General features: G+C 55.5%; 16 protein-coding genes, 2 tRNA genes and 1 other RNA gene. 7 read left to right on the top strand and 12 right to left on the bottom strand.

Features of this window, described 5'->3' with window-relative positions:
- Window positions 1–6: 6 nt before the first annotated feature.
- The 6 genes from oppC to B2J69_RS24040 form a co-directional block, all read right to left on the bottom strand.
- Window positions 7–915, bottom strand: a complete 909-nt coding sequence (gene oppC, locus B2J69_RS07845) for an oligopeptide ABC transporter permease OppC (protein ID WP_081138035.1) — start codon at window positions 913–915, stop codon at window positions 7–9.
- Window positions 916–929: 14 nt separating this feature from the next.
- On the bottom strand, window positions 930–1,850 hold the full coding sequence (oppB, locus tag B2J69_RS07840; RefSeq protein WP_081138032.1) for an oligopeptide ABC transporter permease OppB: 921 nt from the start codon (window positions 1,848–1,850) through the stop codon (window positions 930–932).
- Window positions 1,851–1,943: 93 nt separating this feature from the next.
- Window positions 1,944–3,581, bottom strand: a complete 1,638-nt coding sequence (gene oppA, locus B2J69_RS07835) for an oligopeptide ABC transporter substrate-binding protein OppA (RefSeq protein ID WP_081138030.1) — start codon at window positions 3,579–3,581, stop codon at window positions 1,944–1,946.
- 148 nt (window positions 3,582–3,729) lie between these two features.
- A complete protein-coding gene (locus B2J69_RS07830; RefSeq protein ID WP_081138027.1) occupies window positions 3,730–5,346 on the bottom strand; it encodes an ABC transporter substrate-binding protein in 1,617 nt (538 codons plus the stop codon).
- Window positions 5,347–5,911: 565 nt separating this feature from the next.
- Entirely contained in the window at window positions 5,912–6,559 is a 648-nt protein-coding gene (locus B2J69_RS07825) for a YchE family NAAT transporter (RefSeq protein ID WP_081138227.1), read from the bottom strand.
- Window positions 6,560–6,785: 226 nt separating this feature from the next.
- The gene (locus B2J69_RS24040; protein WP_158083421.1) at window positions 6,786–6,938 is read right to left on the bottom strand and encodes a hypothetical protein; all 153 of its coding nucleotides are present in this window, start codon (window positions 6,936–6,938) and stop codon (window positions 6,786–6,788) included.
- A gap of 50 nt (window positions 6,939–6,988) precedes the next feature.
- Between B2J69_RS24040 and adhE the strand changes: the two genes are divergently transcribed.
- Window positions 6,989–9,667, top strand: coding sequence for a bifunctional acetaldehyde-CoA/alcohol dehydrogenase (adhE, locus tag B2J69_RS07820; RefSeq protein WP_081138024.1), 2,679 nt, complete (start codon window positions 6,989–6,991; stop codon window positions 9,665–9,667).
- A 62-nt stretch (window positions 9,668–9,729) separates the two neighbouring features.
- On the opposite strand, the gene tdk is transcribed toward adhE, so the two are convergent.
- Entirely contained in the window at window positions 9,730–10,347 is a 618-nt protein-coding gene (gene tdk, locus B2J69_RS07815; protein ID WP_081138022.1) for a thymidine kinase, read from the bottom strand.
- 435 nt (window positions 10,348–10,782) lie between these two features.
- Between tdk and hns the strand changes: the two genes are divergently transcribed.
- Window positions 10,783–11,190, top strand: a complete 408-nt coding sequence (gene hns, locus B2J69_RS07810; RefSeq protein WP_081138020.1) for a histone-like nucleoid-structuring protein H-NS — start codon at window positions 10,783–10,785, stop codon at window positions 11,188–11,190.
- An 84-nt stretch (window positions 11,191–11,274) separates the two neighbouring features.
- Here hns and B2J69_RS07805 read toward each other — a convergent pair whose 3' ends face one another.
- The 5 genes from B2J69_RS07805 to rssA form a co-directional block, all read right to left on the bottom strand.
- The gene (locus tag B2J69_RS07805) at window positions 11,275–12,282 is read right to left on the bottom strand and encodes an NAD-dependent epimerase (protein WP_081138018.1); all 1,008 of its coding nucleotides are present in this window, start codon (window positions 12,280–12,282) and stop codon (window positions 11,275–11,277) included.
- A gap of 14 nt (window positions 12,283–12,296) precedes the next feature.
- Window positions 12,297–13,637 carry a UDP-glucose dehydrogenase family protein gene (locus B2J69_RS07800; protein WP_081138016.1) on the bottom strand — a complete coding sequence of 447 codons (1,341 nt, stop codon included), beginning with the start codon at window positions 13,635–13,637 and terminating at the stop codon, window positions 12,297–12,299.
- Window positions 13,638–13,659: 22 nt separating this feature from the next.
- On the bottom strand, window positions 13,660–14,568 hold the full coding sequence (galU, locus tag B2J69_RS07795; RefSeq protein ID WP_033746712.1) for a UTP--glucose-1-phosphate uridylyltransferase GalU: 909 nt from the start codon (window positions 14,566–14,568) through the stop codon (window positions 13,660–13,662).
- A gap of 193 nt (window positions 14,569–14,761) precedes the next feature.
- Window positions 14,762–15,778, bottom strand: a complete 1,017-nt coding sequence (gene rssB / locus B2J69_RS07790) for a two-component system response regulator RssB (protein ID WP_081138014.1) — start codon at window positions 15,776–15,778, stop codon at window positions 14,762–14,764.
- A gap of 99 nt (window positions 15,779–15,877) precedes the next feature.
- Window positions 15,878–16,783 carry a patatin-like phospholipase RssA gene (gene rssA / locus B2J69_RS07785; RefSeq protein ID WP_081138012.1) on the bottom strand — a complete coding sequence of 302 codons (906 nt, stop codon included), beginning with the start codon at window positions 16,781–16,783 and terminating at the stop codon, window positions 15,878–15,880.
- Between the two features lie 94 nt (window positions 16,784–16,877).
- On the opposite strand from rssA, the gene B2J69_RS07780 reads away from it, so the two are divergent.
- From B2J69_RS07780 to B2J69_RS07760, 5 genes are all read left to right on the top strand, one after another.
- Window positions 16,878–17,333, top strand: a complete 456-nt coding sequence (locus B2J69_RS07780) for a YchJ family protein (protein ID WP_081138010.1) — start codon at window positions 16,878–16,880, stop codon at window positions 17,331–17,333.
- A gap of 54 nt (window positions 17,334–17,387) precedes the next feature.
- Window positions 17,388–18,236, top strand: coding sequence for a formyltetrahydrofolate deformylase (gene purU / locus B2J69_RS07775; protein WP_081138008.1), 849 nt, complete (start codon window positions 17,388–17,390; stop codon window positions 18,234–18,236).
- A gap of 145 nt (window positions 18,237–18,381) precedes the next feature.
- Window positions 18,382–18,466, top strand: a tRNA-Tyr gene (locus B2J69_RS07770).
- Between the two features lie 45 nt (window positions 18,467–18,511).
- A tRNA-Tyr gene (locus B2J69_RS07765) sits at window positions 18,512–18,596 on the top strand.
- A gap of 42 nt (window positions 18,597–18,638) precedes the next feature.
- Window positions 18,639–18,767: non-coding RNA, RtT sRNA (locus B2J69_RS07760), on the top strand.
- Window positions 18,768–18,848: the final 81 nt, after the last annotated feature.

The raw sequence follows: 18,848 nt of genomic DNA, 5'->3' as shown, positions 1-18,848 counted from the left end.
AACTCCTTAGCGATCTTTCGGATCGAGGGCGTCACGCAGGCCATCGCCGATAAAGTTGAAACAGAACAGCGTCACCACCAGAAAACCGGCCGGAAACAGCAGCAGCCACGGCGACACTTCCATCGAGTTGGCGCCGTCGCTCAGCAGCGCGCCCCAGCTGCTGAGCGGCTCCTGGGTGCCGAGGCCGAGGAAGCTCAAAAAGGATTCGAACAGGATCATGCTCGGCACCAGCAGCGAGGCGTACACCACTACCACGCCCAGCACGTTCGGCACGATATGGCGCAGCACAATGCTGGCGGTGGAGACGCCGCCGACGTGCGCCGCTTCGATAAACTCTTTGCGCTTCAGGCCCAGCGTCTGGCCGCGCACGATACGCGCCATGTCGAGCCATGACACCATGCCGATGGCGGCGAAGATCAGCAGAATATTACGGCCGAAAAAGGTCACCAGCAGGATCACGAAGAACATAAACGGGAAGGAGTTCAGGATCTCCAGAATACGCATCATCACCGAGTCGGTTTTGCCGCCGAGATAACCAGCGAGCGAGCCGTACAGCGTGCCGACCAGCACCGCGATCAGCGCCGAGGCGATGCCGACCATCAGGGAAATACGCCCGCCGATGGCGACGCGCACCAGCAGATCGCGCCCCGACGAGTCGGTGCCGAACCAGTGGCCTGAGGTGGTGTCCGGCGCGGCGGACATCATGCCCCAGTCGGTATCGTCATAGCTAAACTGCGCGAACATCGGGGCAAAAATCACAAATAGCGTAATCAGCACCAACACCAGCAGGCTGATCAACGCGGCGCGGTTATGGATAAAACGGCGTCGCGCATCCTGCCACAGGCTGCGTCCTTCTACCTCCAGCTTTTCGCTGAAGGCGTCAAGCGCTTCGCTGTTTTTCTTACTCAACATCATCGCCAGCTCCAGCGTTAGTAACGGATCTTCGGATCGATGACGGCGTAGAGCACGTCAACGATCGCGTTGAAAATAATGGTCAGCACCCCAACCAGAATGGTCAGGCTCATCACCAGCGAATAGTCGCGGTTCAGCGCGCCGTTGACGAACAGCTGGCCGATGCCCGGCAGGCCGTAAATCGACTCAATCACCATCGATCCGGTAATGATGCCGACAAAGGCGGGACCGAGGTAAGAGAGCACCGGCAGCAGCGCAGGCTTAAGCGCATGGCGCAGCACGATGCGGCGCAGCGGCAGCCCTTTGGCGCGCGCGGTGCGGATAAAGTTGGAGTGCATCACCTCGATCATCGAGCCGCGGGTAATACGCGCGATGCTGGCGATATAGGCGAGCGAGAGCGCCACCATCGGCAGCACCATATAGCGCAGCTGGCCGCCGTTCCAGCCGCCGCCGGGCAGCCATTTCAGGGTGATGGCGAACAGCAGCACCAGCAGCGGCGCCACCACAAAGCTGGGTATCACCACGCCGGTCATGGCGACCCCCATCACCGCGTAATCCCACAGGCTGTTCTGCTTCAGCGCCGCGATGACGCCCGCCGTGACGCCGAGGATCACCGCCAGCACAAAGGCGGCGAGGCCCAGTTTAGCGGAGACTGGAAAGGCGTGAGAGACCAGGTAGTTCACCGTGTAGTCTTTATATTTAAACGAGGGGCCGAAATCGCCGTGCGCCAGCTGGATCAGGTAATCCAGATACTGCTTGCCGATGGGATCGTTCAGATGGTATTTCGCTTCAATGTTCGCCATCACTTCCGGCGCCAGCGTGCGTTCGCCGGTAAAGGGGCTGCCGGGCGCGAGGCGCATCATAAAGAAGGAGATGGTGATGAGCACGAAGAGCGTGGGGATCGCTTCGAGCAGTCGACGCAGGATAAATTTTAACATTGCCGTACCTACCAGGCTTATTGCTTCACAAAGCGTACAAAGTACATAAAGGCGACGCGTCGTGCGCCGCCTTTGCCGATAGCCTGTTTGCTATTAGTGTTTGATAATATAGAAGTTCTTATCGAGCGTTTTATCCAGCGGATCTTTACCGGTGTAGCCGCCGACATAAGGTTTCACCAGGCGCGCGTTCACGTAGTAGTAAACCGGCACGATGGTGCTGTCCTTATCCATAATCTGCTCTGCTTTGGCATAATCCGCCGCGCGCGCCTTGTCGTCTGCCGCCTTGATCGCATCGTGGATCACTTTGTCGAACTCGGCGCTCTTATAGTGCGACGTGTTGTTGCTGCTGTCGGAGAGCATGGTGTTCAGGAACGACGTTGGCTCGTTGTAGTCGGCGCACCAGGCGGCGCGCGCCACGTCGAAGTTGCCCTGATGACGCGTATCCAGGAAGGTTTTCCACTCCTGGTTCTCCAGCTTGATGTTGACGCCGATATTTTTCTTCCAGATCGAGGACGCGGCGATCGCCAGCTTTTTATGCAGATCGGAGGTGTTGTAGAGCAGGTTAAAGGTCAGCGGCTTGTCGGCGGTGTAGCCCGCTTCCGCCAGCAGTTTCTTCGCCTCTTCGTTACGTTTGTCCTGCGACCATTTGAACCAGTCCGGCGGCAGAATATCCATGCCGTCGGTGGCCGGCGGCGTGTAGCTGTAGGCCGGCAGCTGGCCCTGCGCCAGTACTTTGTTCACGATGATGTCGCGGTCCAGGCCCAGCTTGAGCGCGGCGCGCACGCGCGGATCGGTAAACGGCGCTTTCTGGTTGTTGATTTCGTAGTAGTAGGTGCAGAGGTAGGGATCGACATGCAGCTCTTTGCCATTTTCGCGCTGCAGCTTTTTGAACAGCTCGATCGGCATGTTGTTGTAGGTCATGTCGCTGCCGTTTTCCGAGAAGTAGCGGTTAACGTCGCTCACTTCGGAGTTGATCGGCAGGAAGGTCACCTTGTTCAGCACGGTGTGTTCGTTGTCCCAGTACTGCGGGTTGCGCACCAGGGTAATACGTTCGTTGATAACGTGCGCTTCCAGCTTAAAGGCGCCGTTGCCGACCCAGTTCTGCGCCTGCGTCCACTGATCGCCGAATTTTTCAATCGCCGGCTTATAGACCGGAGACATCACGGAGTTGATCAGCAGCTTGTAGAAATAGGGAACCGGCTCGCTCAGGGTCACCTGCAGGGTGTGGTCATCCACCGCTTTGACGCCCAGATCCGAGGTCGGTTTTTTGCCGGCGATAATGTCGTCGACGTTTTCAATATGGCCATACTGCAGATAGCTGGCGTACGGTGAGGCGGTCTTCGGATCGGCCAGACGCTGCCAGCTGTAGACGAAGTCCTGCGCGGTTACCGGCTCGCCGTTCGACCATTTGGCGTTGCTGCGCAGATGGAAGGTCCAGACTTTAAAGTCTTTGTTTTCCCACTTCTCCGCCACGCCTGCCACCGGATGGCCGTCGCTGTCGCTGACCAGCAGCCCTTCATAGAGATCGCGCGTCACGTTATCTTCCGGCACGCCCTCGATTTTATGCGGATCCAGCGACTGGACTTCATCGCCGTTGCCGCGCACCAGCTCCTGTTTCGCCGCCAGTTCAACTCCTGCCGGAACCGTTGCCGCCAGCGCATTCCCTGCCAGTGCGCCCATTGCTGCCAGAACGCCTGCAGCAATCAGGCTTTTTTTCGTGATGTGGTTCATTATTACACTCCAGTTTTTTATCTTCACCGACACGGCAAGCCGTCCCGGCGTCCCCCGTTAGCGGGTTCCTCATTTTGGCTGAGGATAGCTGTCTGCCCCGAAAGGCGTCAGCACTGCCTGCTGCCTGACTTATGTTGTCGGGTCAGCGTCAGTGCTTTTTAATGAAGTAATACTTCAGATCGGTCATATCGAGCGGGTCTTTACCGGTAAAACCGCCTGTCCAGGGTTTCACCAGCCGCACGCTGACGCGGTAATAAACTGGCACAATCGCCGAGTCGTTGTCGAGCTGTGCTTCAGCCTGTTGATAGAGTGCGGCGCGCGCCGCCTCGCTGCTGGCAGACAGGGTCTGCGCCAGCAGGCGGTCGTAGTTGTCGCTGTGGTAAAACGCGGTGTTGATAGAGGCGTTGCCGATCAGCATATTCAGGAACGTCGACGGCTCGTTGTAGTCAGCGCACCAGGTGGCACGCACCACGTCGTACTGCGCCTGATGCCGCGTCTCCAGCAGGGTTTTCCACTCCTGATTTTGCAGGCTGACCTGCGCGCCAAGATTCTTTTGCCACATCGAGCCGGCGGCAATCGCCTGCTTCTTGTTTTGATCTGAGGTGTTGTAGAGCAGCGTAAAACGCAGCGGATGCTGCGCGTCGTAGCCCGCCTCGGCCAGCAATTTTTTTGCGGCCGCGTTGCGCTCCGTCTGGCTCCAGCGGAACCAGGCCGGCGGCGTCAGTGAGATGCCCGCCGTCGAAGGCGGCGTCAGGCTGTAGGCGGGGATTTGGCCCTGCCCCATAATTTTCTGCGTGATAATGTCGCGGTCCAGCGTCAGCTTGATGGCGGTGCGTACGCGTGCATCGTTGAACGGCGGCTTTTTATTGTTGATTTCATAGTAAAAAGTACAGAGCAGCGGGCTGACTTTCACCTCATCGCCCAGTTCGCTCTGCAGCTTGTGGAACAGCTCGGGCGGCACCACGCTGTTGGTCATATCGGTGTTGCCGCTGCGGTAGCGGTTCACGTCGTTATGGTCCGACTCGATCGGCAAAAAGGTGCCCTGCTCAATCACCGTGTGAGCGTTGTCCCAGTAGACGGGATTGCGCTTCAGCACAATCTTCTCGTTAATCACCCAGTCGCTGAGCAGATAGGCGCCGTTGCCGACAAAATGCTCGGGACGCGTCCAGCCGTCACCCCACTTCTCTACCGTCGCCGCCTTGACCGGCGAGAGCGCGGCGTTGGCCAGCATCGAGACAAAGTATGGCACCGGCTCGCTCAGCGTCACCTGCAGATGACGATCGTCAAGCGCCTGAATACCGAGGCGGTCAGGCGCGGCTTTGCCGGCCAGGATAGCATCCACATTGCTGAGATGCGCCGCCTGAAGATAGCTGGCATAGGGCGAAGCGGTTTTGGGATCGGCGAGACGTCGCCAGCTGTAGACAAAATCGTGCGCGGTGACCGGCGTGCCGTCGCTCCATTTCGCGTTGTCGCGCAGAGTGAAGGTCCAGACCTTGCCGCCCTCGTTTTGCCAGCTCTGCGCCACGCCCGGCACGATCGCGCCGTGGTTGTCAGTGGTAACCAGCCCTTCCAGCAGGTTAGAAATAATGCGCGACTCCGGCACCCCTTCAATCTTTTGCGGATCGAGGGAGGAGACTTCGGTGCCGTTATTAATCACGATATGTTGCGTAGCGGCGAGTTCAGTGCCAGGCGGTACGGTCGCGGCGGTCGCCGCGCCGGTCAGGATCATTACGCTGAGCGACAGCGGCGTCATCTTCCATTTCATCTAAAAAGTTAACCCTTCTTCATAAGCCCTTTAGCTCATAAGCAAGAAGCGTTCTCACTTTGAGACCAAATGAAAAACTAATGCGCCGAAAATTAGCAGAACGACTGACCCGCCGACAAAGTAAAAATAACAAAAATGTTACCTGATTCTCTTTTATCACGTCTGCTAAAAGTAAGGTAGCGTTAATTTTTGCGCAAAAATAACGCTTATCACCCTGTTTATGCTCGATTTTACGGCTTTATCCGTCACAACTGGCTCTTTATCTCGCTTTTGACAGGCGTTATGCGCAACCCTTCTGCTTTTTTCTTCTTTGCGAACACAAAAAGCAGGTAATTGCAGATTTCATGCCAGTTTATGGCGATATTTTTCGCTGGGCTGAAATTTTATGATGTGAGAATAATCACAGCGGAGGAAGCGGTCACGCGAGGGGCGGTTTAGCGCAGTAATTTGTTTAATAATTTTTGATGCCTGTTAAGACCTAAGAATAATTGCCTTAAAAAGGTGCAATAAAACGATTAATTGCACCATTTAAAGGCAGAGGAGCATTTGCGGCGGAAATTAAGCGCTAGTTAACCAGGCCGGGAAACAGCGCCTTAATGCCGGTGACAACAAATTCGATGCCCAGCGCCATCAGCAGCAGGCCCATAATACGGGTGATCACGTTGATGCCGGTCTGACCCAGCACGCGCACCATCAGCGGCGCGGCGCGAAACAACAGCCAGCAGCAAAAGGCGAATAGCGCAATCGCCACGCTGAAGCCCAGCAGGTTTTGCCAGCTGTGATAGCGGGTGCTCCAGACAATGGTCGAACTGATGGCGCCGGGTCCGGCCATCAGCGGCAGCGCAAGGGGCACCACGCCGATACTCTCCCGGATGGCGGTTTCTGATTTCTCCTGTTTGTTCTGCTTATCCTCGCCCAGCTTGCCGCTAATCATCGACATAGCGATAGTCACCACCAGAATGCCGCCTGCAATACGGAATGAGTCAATGGAGATGCCGAAGATATGCAGAATGGCGTCGCCGAGAAACAGCGAGGTCCAGAGAATAATGGCGACCGCAAGGTTAGCGGTCATATTGGTTTTATTGCGTTCAGCCACCGCCTGATAGCTGGTCATGCTGATAAAAACCGGGATGATGCCGACTGGATTCACCAGCGCGAACAGGCCCACAAAGAATTTGATATAGCCAGACAGATCAAGCAAAGCAGGGTTCACGGTTCGCTCCGATGAGGGAAAAGAAATCGCGCCTAATTTACGCAAAAATCGGTCGGTTAACCAGTCGCCGCAACAGAAAATTCTGCTGCTTTATGCGGTTAAAGCGAGTCTGCCACGCCGGGCTGACCGGCGTGAGCAGGCGAAAAGACGGCAGGCCCCTCTGGCGGGCGGAACAGCACAAAAACCCCTGCTGAATGGTGTCAGCTTGGGGTTAAATTGATCTGAATCAATATTCTCCTACCTCATTCCAGGTAATCTTTTCCCATCGAAAGCGATCGGCAACGTTTTCACCCACGTGCGGAAACTCTTTCAGTAAACCAACAGAAATGCTGGCTTTTTGGCTTAAGCCAACATAATAGCGCAGCGTGACTATAATCATGGCTCCAGGCAGGTTTACTAACAGAGTTTAACTTCCTTCAGGAGAGCACCATGGCCGTAACTAATGTCGCTGAACTTAACGCACTGGTTGAACGCGTAAAACAAGCACAGCGTGAATACGCCAACTTCACTCAAGAACAGGTTGACGCCATCTTCCGCGCTGCCGCCCTCGCCGCTGCCGATGCCCGTATCCCTCTCGCCAAAATGGCGGTCGCCGAATCCGGCATGGGTATCGTCGAAGATAAAGTTATTAAAAACCACTTTGCCTCAGAATATATTTACAACGCCTATAAGGATGAAAAAACCTGCGGCGTGCTCGCAACCGACGACACCTTCGGCACCATCACTATCGCCGAGCCGATTGGCCTGATCTGCGGTATTGTCCCAACCACCAACCCGACCTCCACCGCGATTTTCAAAGCCTTAATCAGCCTGAAAACCCGTAACGGCATTATCTTCTCGCCGCATCCGCGCGCCAAAGAGGCGACCAATAAAGCGGCGGACATCGTGCTGCAGGCCGCCATCGCCGCTGGCGCGCCAAAAGATATCATCGGCTGGATCGACGCGCCGTCTGTTGAACTCTCGAATCAGCTGATGCATCACCCCGATATCAACCTGATCCTCGCGACCGGCGGACCCGGCATGGTGAAAGCCGCCTACAGCTCAGGTAAACCGGCCATCGGCGTCGGCGCAGGCAACACGCCGGTGGTGATCGACGAGACTGCGGATATCAAACGCGCCGTCGCCTCAATTCTGATGTCCAAAACCTTCGACAATGGCGTAATTTGCGCCTCGGAGCAGTCTGTTATCGTGGTCGACTCTATCTACGACACGGTGCGCGAACGCTTCGCCAGCCACGGCGGCTATCTGCTGCAGGGCGATGAGCTGAAGGCAGTGCAGAACGTGATTTTGAAAAACGGCGCGCTTAACGCTGCCATTGTTGGTCAGCCCGCGTTCAAAATCGCCGAAATGGCAGGCATTAGCGTACCGCCCAGCACCAAAATCCTGATTGGCGAAGTGAAGCTGGTGGATGAATCCGAGCCTTTCGCCCATGAAAAACTCTCCCCGACGCTGGCCATGTACCGCGCCAAAGATTTCGAAGACGCCGTGGCGAAAGCGGAGAAACTGGTGGCGATGGGCGGTATCGGCCATACCTCCTGTCTCTATACCGATCAGGATAACCAGAAGGCACGCGTCAACTACTTCGGCGACCGCATGAAAACCGCGCGTATTCTGATCAACACCCCCGCTTCGCAGGGCGGTATCGGTGATTTGTACAACTTCAAACTGGCACCGTCGCTGACGCTGGGCTGCGGTTCATGGGGCGGCAACTCCATCTCTGAAAACGTGGGACCCAAACACCTTATCAATAAGAAAACCGTGGCCAAGCGAGCAGAAAACATGTTGTGGCATAAACTTCCTAAATCTATCTACTTCCGCCGCGGCTCGCTGCCGATTGCGCTGGAGGAAGTCGCCAGCGACGGCGCGAAACGCGCCTTTATCGTGACCGACCGCTTCCTGTTCAACAACGGCTATGCCGACCAGGTCACCCGCGTGCTGAAATCCCACGGCATCGAAACAGAAGTCTTCTTCGAGGTTGAAGCGGATCCGACCCTGAGCATTGTGCGCAAAGGCGCTGAGCAGATGAACAGCTTTAAACCTGACGTCATCATCGCGCTCGGCGGCGGTTCCCCGATGGATGCGGCGAAAATCATGTGGGTGATGTATGAGCATCCGGAAACCCACTTTGAAGAGCTGGCGCTGCGCTTTATGGATATTCGCAAACGTATCTATAAATTCCCGAAAATGGGCGTGAAGGCGCGCATGATTGCTATCACTACCACCTCAGGCACCGGTTCAGAAGTGACGCCGTTCGCGGTGGTGACCGACGACGCCACCGGACAGAAATATCCGCTGGCTGACTACGCGCTGACGCCGGATATGGCGATTGTCGACGCTAACCTGGTGATGGATATGCCGCGTTCGCTTTGCGCCTTCGGCGGTCTGGATGCAGTGACCCACGCGCTGGAAGCCTACGTCTCTGTGCTGGCTAATGAATATTCCGACGGCCAGGCGCTGCAGGCGCTGAAGCTGCTGAAAGAGAACCTGCCGGCCAGCTATCGCGACGGCGCGAAAAATCCGGTGGCGCGCGAACGCGTGCACAATGCGGCGACCATTGCCGGTATCGCCTTCGCCAACGCCTTCCTTGGGGTGTGTCACTCTATGGCGCACAAGCTGGGCTCTGAGTTCCATATCCCGCACGGTCTGGCGAACGCCCTGCTGATTGGCAACGTTATCCGCTACAACGCCAACGATAACCCGACCAAACAGACCGCCTTCAGCCAGTATGACCGCCCGCAGGCGCGTCGTCGCTACGCGGAAGTGGCAGATCACCTGGGCCTGTCGGCGCCTGGCGACCGCACCGCGCAGAAAATCGAGAAGCTGCTGGCGTGGCTGGATGAGATGAAAACGCAACTGGGCATCCCCACCTCCATCCGCGAGGCTGGGGTGCAGGAAGCGGACTTCCTGGCGAAAGTCGATAAGCTGGCTGAGGATGCCTTCGACGACCAGTGCACCGGCGCCAACCCGCGCTACCCGCTGATCGCCGAGCTGAAACAGATTATGCTCGACACCTTCTACGGCCGCGAATATGCCGAACCTTTCGCCGATACCGCCCAGGCGCTTGCGGCGCAGCCGGTAAAAGAGGTGAAAAAAGCGAAAAAAGCCTGATACCTCGCGCTTAAGAAAAAACCCGCCACGGCGGGTTTTTTTATGCGCTTAGGCTGGCGGCGTCAGAGGGGTTGCTGCTGGCCGTATATCGCCGCCAGCGAGCCCTGCTCGATCGCCTGCTTATAGTGCTTGCGGCACACCGAAATGTAGCGCTCATTGCCGCCAATCACCACCTGTTCCCCTTCGCTGAAGGGGCGACCCTGTGCGTCGAGTCGCAGCACCATGCCCGCTTTACGCCCGCAGTGACAAACGGTTTTTAACTCCACCAGCTTGTCGGCCCAGGCGAGCAGATACTGGCTGCCGACGAACAGCTCGCCGCGAAAGTCGGTGCGCAGTCCGTAGCAGAGCACGGGAATATCGAGATTATCCACCACGTCAGAAAGCGCCTTGACCTGGTCGCGCGTCAAAAACTGACACTCGTCGACCAGCACGCAGTGAACCGGCTCGCGGGCGTGCTCGCTCGCGATCTCCTCATCCAGTCGCGTCTGCGCGTTGAACAGCGCCGCCGGCGAAGAGAGGCCAATGCGCGAGCTGACCTTACCCGCGCCGAAACGATCGTCGATCTCCGCAGTGTAGACCAGGGTTCTCATGCCGCGTTCCTGATAATTGTAAGAAGACTGTAATAACGCGGTGGATTTCCCTGCATTCATTGCGGAATAATAAAAATAGAGCTGAGCCATTAGCGTGATTTCTCAAAGCATTGCAAACCGAATGCGCGGAATTCTATCACAGTTAAAGCCAAATTATGGCGGCGTTTATCGTCTACAGGCTGTTTACAACTTCGCCAGCGAGGGATAAAAAAAACCGCTTCGTCTGTTTGCCGCTGTTTAAACATTAGCGGCAGGAAGTATTGTAAAAATGTTCAGCGCCGCACACGGCTCATCCTTCTGCCTGCTGGCATTGCTCGCTGACCTGATTTTAACGTTTCGGATTCTTCATAAAGTGCTGAGGCGTGAATATCAACCACATTATCGTTTGTTTTGATTAAAGCACGACGCGAAGTTTAATTATCAATCTTTCACGTTGTCTTTATTTTACTATTGCAGTAATTTTTAGCCGCCACTATTATTAGCTGGCAGAACACCTCTTCATTAATATATTCAGAGATCAGGACAATGAGCGAAGCACTAAAAATTCTTAATAATATCCGTACATTACGCGCACAGGCTCGAGAGTGTTCACTGGAAACGCTGGAAGAAATGCTGGAAAAGCTCGAGGTCGTGGTTAATGAACGCCGCGAAGAAGAGACGCATGCTAAAGCAGAAAGCGAAGAACGCACGCGTAAGCTTGAGCAATACAGAGAAATGCTGCTGGCGGATGGAATCGATCCCAATGAGCTGTTAAGCGCAATTACTGAAACCAAAGCACCGGGTAAAACAAAACGCGCAGCGCGTCCAGCTAAATATCAGTATGTCGATGAGAATGGCGATACCCGCACCTGGACCGGTCAGGGCCGTACGCCAGCCGTCATCAAAAAAGCAATGGAAGAAGAAGGCAAACAGCTGGACGACTTTTTACTGTAATAACGGGTAGGCTTCTCTCATTTGGGCCACATGCGTTATGTGGCCCGCATATCATCGAAGAAAGGGAGCCCAGGCTCTCTTTTATCAGACCTTATAAAACTCGCGATACCAGTCAACGAAGCGTTTCACGCCCTCGTCGACGCTGGTGTGCGGTTTAAAACCAATCGCCTGATATAACGCTGCGGTATCCGCGCTGGTTTCCAGCACGTCGCCAGGCTGCATCGGCAACAAATTCTTGCGGGCGGTGACGCCGAGCGCTTTTTCAATGGCCTCGATATATTTTATCAGGCTCAGCGGCTGACTGTTGCCGATGTTATATACGCGATAAGGCGCAGAACTGGTAGCCGGCGAGCCGGTTTCAACCGTCCAGTTTTCATCTTTTTGTGGAATAACATCCTGCAAACGAACAATCGCCTCGGCGATATCATCAATATAGGTAAAGTCGCGCTTCATTTCGCCGCGGTTATAGACGTCGATGGCTTCACCGGCGATCATCGCACGGGTAAATTTAAACAGCGCCATATCCGGACGTCCCCAGGGGCCGTAAACGGTAAAAAAGCGCAGCCCGGTGGTCGGCAGCTGATAAAGATGAGAATAGGTGTGCGACATCAGCTCATTGGCTTTTTTGGTCGCCGCATAGAGCGATACCGGATGATCAACGCTGTCGTCGGTAGAAAACGGCATCTTGCGGTTCAGGCCGTAAACTGAGCTGGAGGAAGCGTAGAGCAGATGTTCGATTTTATGGTGTCGACACCCTTCGAGAATATTTAAATGACCGATAAGGTTTGCGTCTGCATACGCGTGCGGGTTGTCGATGGAATAGCGTACGCCAGCCTGCGCGCCCAGATGAATGACGCGTTGAAAAGCGTATTTGTCGAAAAGCGAAGCAATGGCGGCGCGATCCGCCAGCTCCATTTTAATAAAGGTGAAGCCAGGGTGCTGCGCGATTAAATCCAGACGGGATTGTTTCAGGCTGACATCATAATAGTCATTCAGATTATCGATGCCGACAATCTGGTGACCGGCGGCCAACAGGCGTTGAGTGACGTGAAATCCAATAAAGCCTGCGGCACCGGTTACCAGAATGTTCATAATTCCCTCGTTAATTACGCAATTTGAATAGACGCTCCGCGGCCGATTGCATAATAAACGAAACCGCGCTTGCTGATACGCTCTGGATCATACAGGTTGCGCCCATCAAAAATCACGGGTTGTTTCAGGGAATTTTTAATCACGTCGAAGTCCGGCGCACGGAAGTTTTGCCACTCCGTACAGATCACCAGGCCATCCGCGCCCTGCAGCGCCGCTTCTTTGGTGCCCATCAGCTTCAGATCGCTGCGGTGGCCATAGATGCGCTGCGCTTCGTCCATCGCTTCCGGGTCGAACGCCTGAACGCTTGCGCCTGCTTCCCACAGCGTTTCCATCAGGACACGGCTGGAGGCTTCACGCATATCGTCGGTGTTCGGCTTGAACGACAGGCCCCACAGGGCGAAGGTTTTCCCGCTCAGATCGTCGCCGAAATGGCGCTTGATAAAGGCGGGCAGCTTGGTTTTCTGGCTGTCGTTGACGTCTTCCACCGCCTGCAGCAGGCGCGGTTTATAGCCAATCGACTCGGCGGTACGGATCAGCGCCTGCACGTCTTTCGGGAAGCAGGAGCCGCCGTAGCCGCAGCCCGGATAGATAAAGTGGTAGCCGATACGTGAGTCGGAGCCAATGCCCTGACGCACTTTCTCGACGTCCGCACCCAGGCGCTCGGCGAGGTTGGAAATCTCATTCATGAAGCTGATTTTGGTCGCCAGCATGCAGTTTGCCGCGTACTTGGTCAGCTCCGCGCTGCGGATATCCATCACGATCATACGATCGTGGTTGCGGTTGAATGGCTCATACAGCTCACGCAACAGCTCTTCGACTTCGTCGTTGTCGGTACCCACCACGATGCGCTCAGGACGCATGCAGTCGTTAACGGCGGCGCCTTCCTTCAGGAATTCCGGGTTGGATACCACGTCAAAGGTCAGCTCGACGCCGCGATCGCGCAGGGTCTCTTCCATCACGCGACGCACTTTATCCGCCGTTCCTACCGGAACCGTGGATTTATCGAGCACCACCTTGTGATCCTGCATGTGCTGCGCAATGGTACGAGCAACGGCGGTCACATATTTAAGGTCAGCCGAACCGTCCTCATCCGGCGGCGTACCCACGGCGATAAACTGCATAACGCCGTGATTTACGCCCTCTTCCGCATCGGTGCTGAACTTGAGACGACCCGCCTCATAGTTCGACATCACCAGCGGCGTCAGGCCGGGTTCGAAAATGGGGATGATGCCTTTTTTCAGGTTTTCGACTTTTTTTGCGTCGACATCAATGCAGAGAACGTCATGTCCGACTTCGGCCAACACCGCAGCCTGAACCAGACCGACATAGCCGATACCAAATACAGTGACTTTCATTGAGTTATCCTGTGTTTATGAATTACTTTTTATTGCCAACTGCGCTATCGAGCCACTGAGAAAAATCTTTGCCCAGCACCGGATGGCGAACACCGTACTCAACAAATGCCTGCATATAACCGAGTTTGTTACCGCAGTCATGGCTTACACCTTTCAGGTGGTAAGCTTCTACCGTCTCTTTCTCCATCAGCATGGCGATTGAGTCGGTCAGCTGAACTTCGCCGCCTGCGCCCGGAGGAGTTTTTGCCAGCAGCGGCCAGATGTCCGCAGAGAGCACGTAGCGTCCCACAACCGCGAGGTTGGACGGCGCTTCAGTGGCTTTCGGCTTCTCAACCACGCCCACCATCGGCGCGCTGTCGCCCGGCTGCAGCTCTGCGCCCTGGCAGTCGACCACGCCGTAGGCGGTCACGTCCGCGACCGGCTCAACCATGATCTGGCTGCGGCCTGACTCGTCGAAACGGCTCAGCATTTCCGCCAGGTTGTCTTTGGTCGGGTTAGATTCATATTCGTCGATGATCACGTCCGGCAGGATCACCGCAACTGGCTCGTCGCCAATCAGCGGATGCGCGCACATAACGGCATGGCCCAGACCTTTCGCGATGCCCTGACGCACCTGCATGATGGTGACGTGCGGCGGACAGATAGACTGGATTTCATCCAGCAGCTGACGCTTCACGCGTTTTTCCAGCATCGCTTCCAGCTCGAAACTGGTATCGAAGTGGTTTTCAATGGAGTTTTTAGAAGAGTGCGTAACCAGCACAATTTCGTTAATTCCTGCTGCGATGCACTCGTTAACGACATACTGAATTAACGGCTTATCAACCAGCGGTAACATCTCTTTCGGAATCGCTTTAGTGGCGGGCAGCATACGCGTGCCCAAACCTGCTACTGGGATTACCGCTTTTTTTACTTTGGACTTATAGGCAGACATCAAGATACCTCTCTTATAGGCCGTTCAAGTTAATACTTGATATGTCGGTTGAAATTCGGAAATGAGTATATCAGTTACCATCGAACGGATTTATCCTGGAAGGAGTCAATCCGCAGAATTTAAGACTATTACCCAAGTGTAAAGCTAACCTCTGGACCTGTCTTCAGCGCCTGAAGAAATTAAATTTTTCCGCTTATTCTTCAGCCGCTAACATCAGACGGATCCTGCCGCCAGCGCCCCAGACGTGGCACTGCCAGCTGTCAGCGCGCTGGCTGATTTGGTTAAGATGGGTGCTTCCCATAGTGCCAAGGGGAACGCCATTACTGAGTTGAATTTGATGGGCGTGAACGTGAAGCGTGGCGTTTAACCCCGCAGAGACCAGGATAAGGTTTTGATGCGTGCGATGGTAATAGCCGACCAGCAGCGGAAACTGGCCGCTCAGATTGGCCTGACGCAGCAGCAGATTCACCTGGCGCAGCAGGCCGTTGAGTTCCGGCAGACGCTGTTTTTGCCCGGAAAGCTGCTCCTGCAACAGACCGTTGAACAGCGCGCGCAGCAACAGCGCGGCCAGCACGCCGTTATCCCCGGCGCGCGTGACGTCAAGGCAATAAAAGGCGAGATCTTTATCGGAGAGCGCCGCGATATCCAGCACCAGCCCCGGCTGTTCGGCCATGGTGAGCTGGCGATAGTTAATGCGACAGTTCGCCACGGTTTGCTGCACCGGCGGCTGAAGCTGCTTCAGCAGTTTTGCCGCGGCGGCGGGATCGCGCACCAGCGCATCCCAGTCCTGAAAGAGCTGCTCATCCTCTTCCACCTTGGAGGTGAACATCGAGGGATAGAGGCATTCATAGACCGCTTCGCGGAAACGTTCAAAATTTTTCAAAGGCTTAAGCAGCACGTCCTGCACGCCGAGACGCAGCACATGCGCGATATCCGCCATATTTTCCGTTGCTGAGATAATCAGAATCGGCACGCTGTTGCCGCGCGTGCGAATATGCTCGACAAACTGGATGCCGTTCATGCGCGGCATCTCCAGATCGCAGATCACCAGATCGACATCCTGCTGCTGCAGCTGACCGATTCCATCAATGCCGTCGCCGGCTTCAAACGTGCTGGCGCCGAGCGCCAGCAAGAAGTTGTTTACCATAGAACGGAAAACGACCTCATCTTCGACAATGAGTATCTTTTTGCCGATTAGTGGTTTCTCCATTCTTTCCCCCTGCGTACCAGATCAATCAATAGTGGTTCATAAAACGCAGTTGCGCCTTTCAGAATAAGCCGAAGTAACACCTGTGAATGAACAACCTGATTATCTGTTACGCACCAGCGGTAATAGTTCATCCATTTTTTTCTCAACGGCGGCCTTGCCTGCCTCGATAGCCTCTTCAGCGCGATGAAAGTCCAGCGTAGAAATCTGCGGACAAAACGGCTGGATCAGCACATCGGGCGGATCGCCTGCCATACGGTTGCGCTTCAGGCGATTTTCCAGCACCTGGATGGATGTCGACATAATCTCCATCGCACCCGGCGTTTGCGTTGCGCGACGGTGGGTCAATCCCACCAGCCGCTGTCGTATTTTTGTGGCCCAGCTTAACGTGGCGGCCGACACCGCCTCGTCGCCGTTTTGCGGCGTGACGGACAGAAGATCCTGCTGCATCAGATGGGCATCATGCTGCAGATCGACGGCGATCACGATATCCGCCCCCAGCGCCCGCGTAAGCGAAACGGGTACGGGGTTCACTACCGCCCCATCCACCAGCCAGTAACCATTGTAGCCGACCGGCGGCAATAAGCCTGGCATACTACAGGACGCGCGCACAGCCTGATGCAGATCGCCCTCGGTGAGCCACAGCTCCCGGCCGGTACTTAAATTGGTTGCCACCACGCCAAAAGGCTTGCCGCAGCGCTCCAGCGCATCCTGCGGGATCAGCTGACGGACATGGTTAAATACCCGCTCGCCGCGCAGCAAACCGCCGCGCTGCCAGGAGAGATCCATCAGACGGATCACATCCCAGTAGCGAAACGCGCTGACCCACTTTTCCATCTGAGGCAGCCGGTCGTTCACCCAGGCCGCGCCAACCAGCGCGCCGACGGAACACCCCGCCACCACGTCGATTTGCACGCCCGCTTTCGTCAGCGCGTTAATGACGCCAATGTGCGCCCATCCTTTGGCTGCGCCTGAGCCTAACGCCAGTCCCGTTTTAACCTGTCTCATTTGCCCTCTGCCGCCGCCCTCTGCGCGTAGATTCACAGCGCCGGGTCGGCTACCATATGGCGTCATTATTTTTTTATCGCCAACAGGAGTCAATGTGACCGAAACCTGTCCCTGCTGCAGCGGAAAGCAGTATAGCCTATGTTGCGCTCCCTACCTGACGGGCGACGCGTTACCCGAAACCGCGGAGCAGCTAATGCGCTCGCGCTATACCGCTTACGCCCGGCAAAACGTCGAGTGGCTGATTGCCAGCTGGCATCCCAGTCAGCGTATTCCTGAGATGGCGCAGCGATTGTCTGAAAGTTTTGCCGCGACCGAGTGGCTGAGCCTGAATGTAACCTGTTGTAATCATGGAAGCCATGAGAATGAAGCTTTCGTCACTTTTTTTGCGCGTTACCGCGAAAATTCGCAGATAAGGGCTATTCATGAGCGTTCTCGCTTTCTTCGCGAGGATCATCGCTGGTACTATGTTGACGGAATCGCGCCTCAGGTGGGGCGCAACGATCGCTGTCCATGTGGCGCCGATAAAAAATACAAGAAATGTTGCGGCTGAACAGCATACGGCCCAACGGTTTTACCCCATCGCTTTGACAGGACTCTGATCGAGATGCAAGCGCAACCTATGCAACGAAAAGTTTTACGTACCATTTGCCCTGACGCGAAAGGTCTCATCGCTAAAATCACCAATATTTGCTACAAGCACGAGCTGAATATCGTGCAAAACAATGAATTCGTTGATCATCGCACCGGGCGCTTTTTTATGCGCACCGAACTTGAAGGCATTTTCAACGATAATACGCTGCTGGCGGATTTAGACAGCGCCCTGCCGGTGGGTTCCACGCGCGAACTGCACAGTGCCGGCCGTCGCCGCGTGGTGATTCTGGTGACGAAAGAGGCCCATTGCCTGGGCGATCTGCTGATGAAAAGCGCCTTTGGCGGGCTGGATATGGAGATTGCCGCGGTTATCGGCAACCATGACACGCTGCGTTCGCTGGTAGAGCGTTTCGATATTCCGTTCGTGCTGGTGAGCCATGAAGGCCTGTCGCGCGAAGAGCACGACAATCGCATGGCGGACGAGATCGATCGCTATCAGCCGGACTATGTGGTGCTGGCGAAATATATGCGCGTGCTGACCCCGGCGTTCGTACAGCGCTACCCGAACCAGATCATCAATATTCACCACTCCTTCCTGCCGGCATTTATCGGCGCGCGCCCCTATCACCAGGCTTACGAGCGCGGCGTGAAGATCATCGGCGCCACGGCGCACTACGTGAACGATAATCTGGATGAAGGTCCAATCATTATGCAGGATGTGATCAACGTCGATCACAGCTATACCGCCGAAGAGATGATGCGCGCCGGACGCGACGTCGAGAAAAACGTGCTCAGCCGCGCGCTCTATAAAGTGCTGGGACAGCGCGTATTTGTCTACGGCAACCGGACGATTATTCTTTAAACAGCGGCGGCGCTGAATTGCATGCGAATGCAGCGCCGCGGGCAAAAAGTGGGCAAACGGTTCACATTTTGCAGTTGGGCGCTTTACACGCTGAACGCATTTGGTATGATGCGCCCCGCTTTAAGGCACAATGATTCAGGCCAGTGGTGGGATTCCCGAGCGGCCAAAGGGAGCAGACTGTAAATCTGCCGTCACAGACTTCGAAGGTTCGAATCCTTCTCCCACCACCATCTGAATCGTATCTTCGCCTTACCGGTCATTATCAGCATTTCCCAGGTGGGATTCCCGAGCGGCCAAAGGGAGCAGACTGTAAATCTGCCGTCACAGACTTCGAAGGTTCGAATCCTTCTCCCACCACCATCCTTGTATAATCTCCTTTGTTAAATACCCTCTCCTGAATGACCCGAAACTTCGGGGAGAAGGATGAGAAGCTTCGACCGAAGGTTCGGGTCGAGCGCAGCGAGACAACGCGCGCAAGCGCGTCCCGAAGGGTGAGGCGCAACGCGCCGAATAATCCTTCTCCCACCACCATCCTTGTATAATCTCCTTTGTTAAATACCCTCTCCTGAATGACCCAAAACTTCGGGGAGAAGGATGAGAAGCTTCGACCGA

Origin of the sequence: Pantoea latae (genome assembly GCF_002077695.1) — a bacterium.
Classification (GTDB): domain Bacteria; phylum Pseudomonadota; class Gammaproteobacteria; order Enterobacterales; family Enterobacteriaceae; genus Pantoea; species Pantoea latae.
This window is presented reverse-complemented; position numbering and strand designations above follow the sequence as displayed.

Coding starts and splice junctions, on each gene's coding strand:
- B2J69_RS07805 (WP_081138018.1), bottom strand. CDS start 12,282: ATGAACATTCTGGTAACCGGTGCCGCAGGCTTTATTGGATTTCACGTC.
- galU (WP_033746712.1), bottom strand. CDS start 14,568: ATGTCTGCCTATAAGTCCAAAGTAAAAAAAGCGGTAATCCCAGTAGCA.
- oppA (WP_081138030.1), bottom strand. CDS start 3,581: ATGAACCACATCACGAAAAAAAGCCTGATTGCTGCAGGCGTTCTGGCA.
- B2J69_RS07830 (WP_081138027.1), bottom strand. CDS start 5,346: ATGAAATGGAAGATGACGCCGCTGTCGCTCAGCGTAATGATCCTGACC.
- purU (WP_081138008.1), top strand. CDS start 17,388: ATGCAAGCGCAACCTATGCAACGAAAAGTTTTACGTACCATTTGCCCT.
- tdk (WP_081138022.1), bottom strand. CDS start 10,347: ATGGCTCAGCTCTATTTTTATTATTCCGCAATGAATGCAGGGAAATCC.
- rssB (WP_081138014.1), bottom strand. CDS start 15,778: ATGGAGAAACCACTAATCGGCAAAAAGATACTCATTGTCGAAGATGAG.
- hns (WP_081138020.1), top strand. CDS start 10,783: ATGAGCGAAGCACTAAAAATTCTTAATAATATCCGTACATTACGCGCA.
- B2J69_RS07800 (WP_081138016.1), bottom strand. CDS start 13,637: ATGAAAGTCACTGTATTTGGTATCGGCTATGTCGGTCTGGTTCAGGCT.
- rssA (WP_081138012.1), bottom strand. CDS start 16,783: ATGAGACAGGTTAAAACGGGACTGGCGTTAGGCTCAGGCGCAGCCAAA.
- B2J69_RS24040 (WP_158083421.1), bottom strand. CDS start 6,938: ATGATTATAGTCACGCTGCGCTATTATGTTGGCTTAAGCCAAAAAGCC.
- oppB (WP_081138032.1), bottom strand. CDS start 1,850: ATGTTAAAATTTATCCTGCGTCGACTGCTCGAAGCGATCCCCACGCTC.
- oppC (WP_081138035.1), bottom strand. CDS start 915: ATGATGTTGAGTAAGAAAAACAGCGAAGCGCTTGACGCCTTCAGCGAA.
- adhE (WP_081138024.1), top strand. CDS start 6,989: ATGGCCGTAACTAATGTCGCTGAACTTAACGCACTGGTTGAACGCGTA.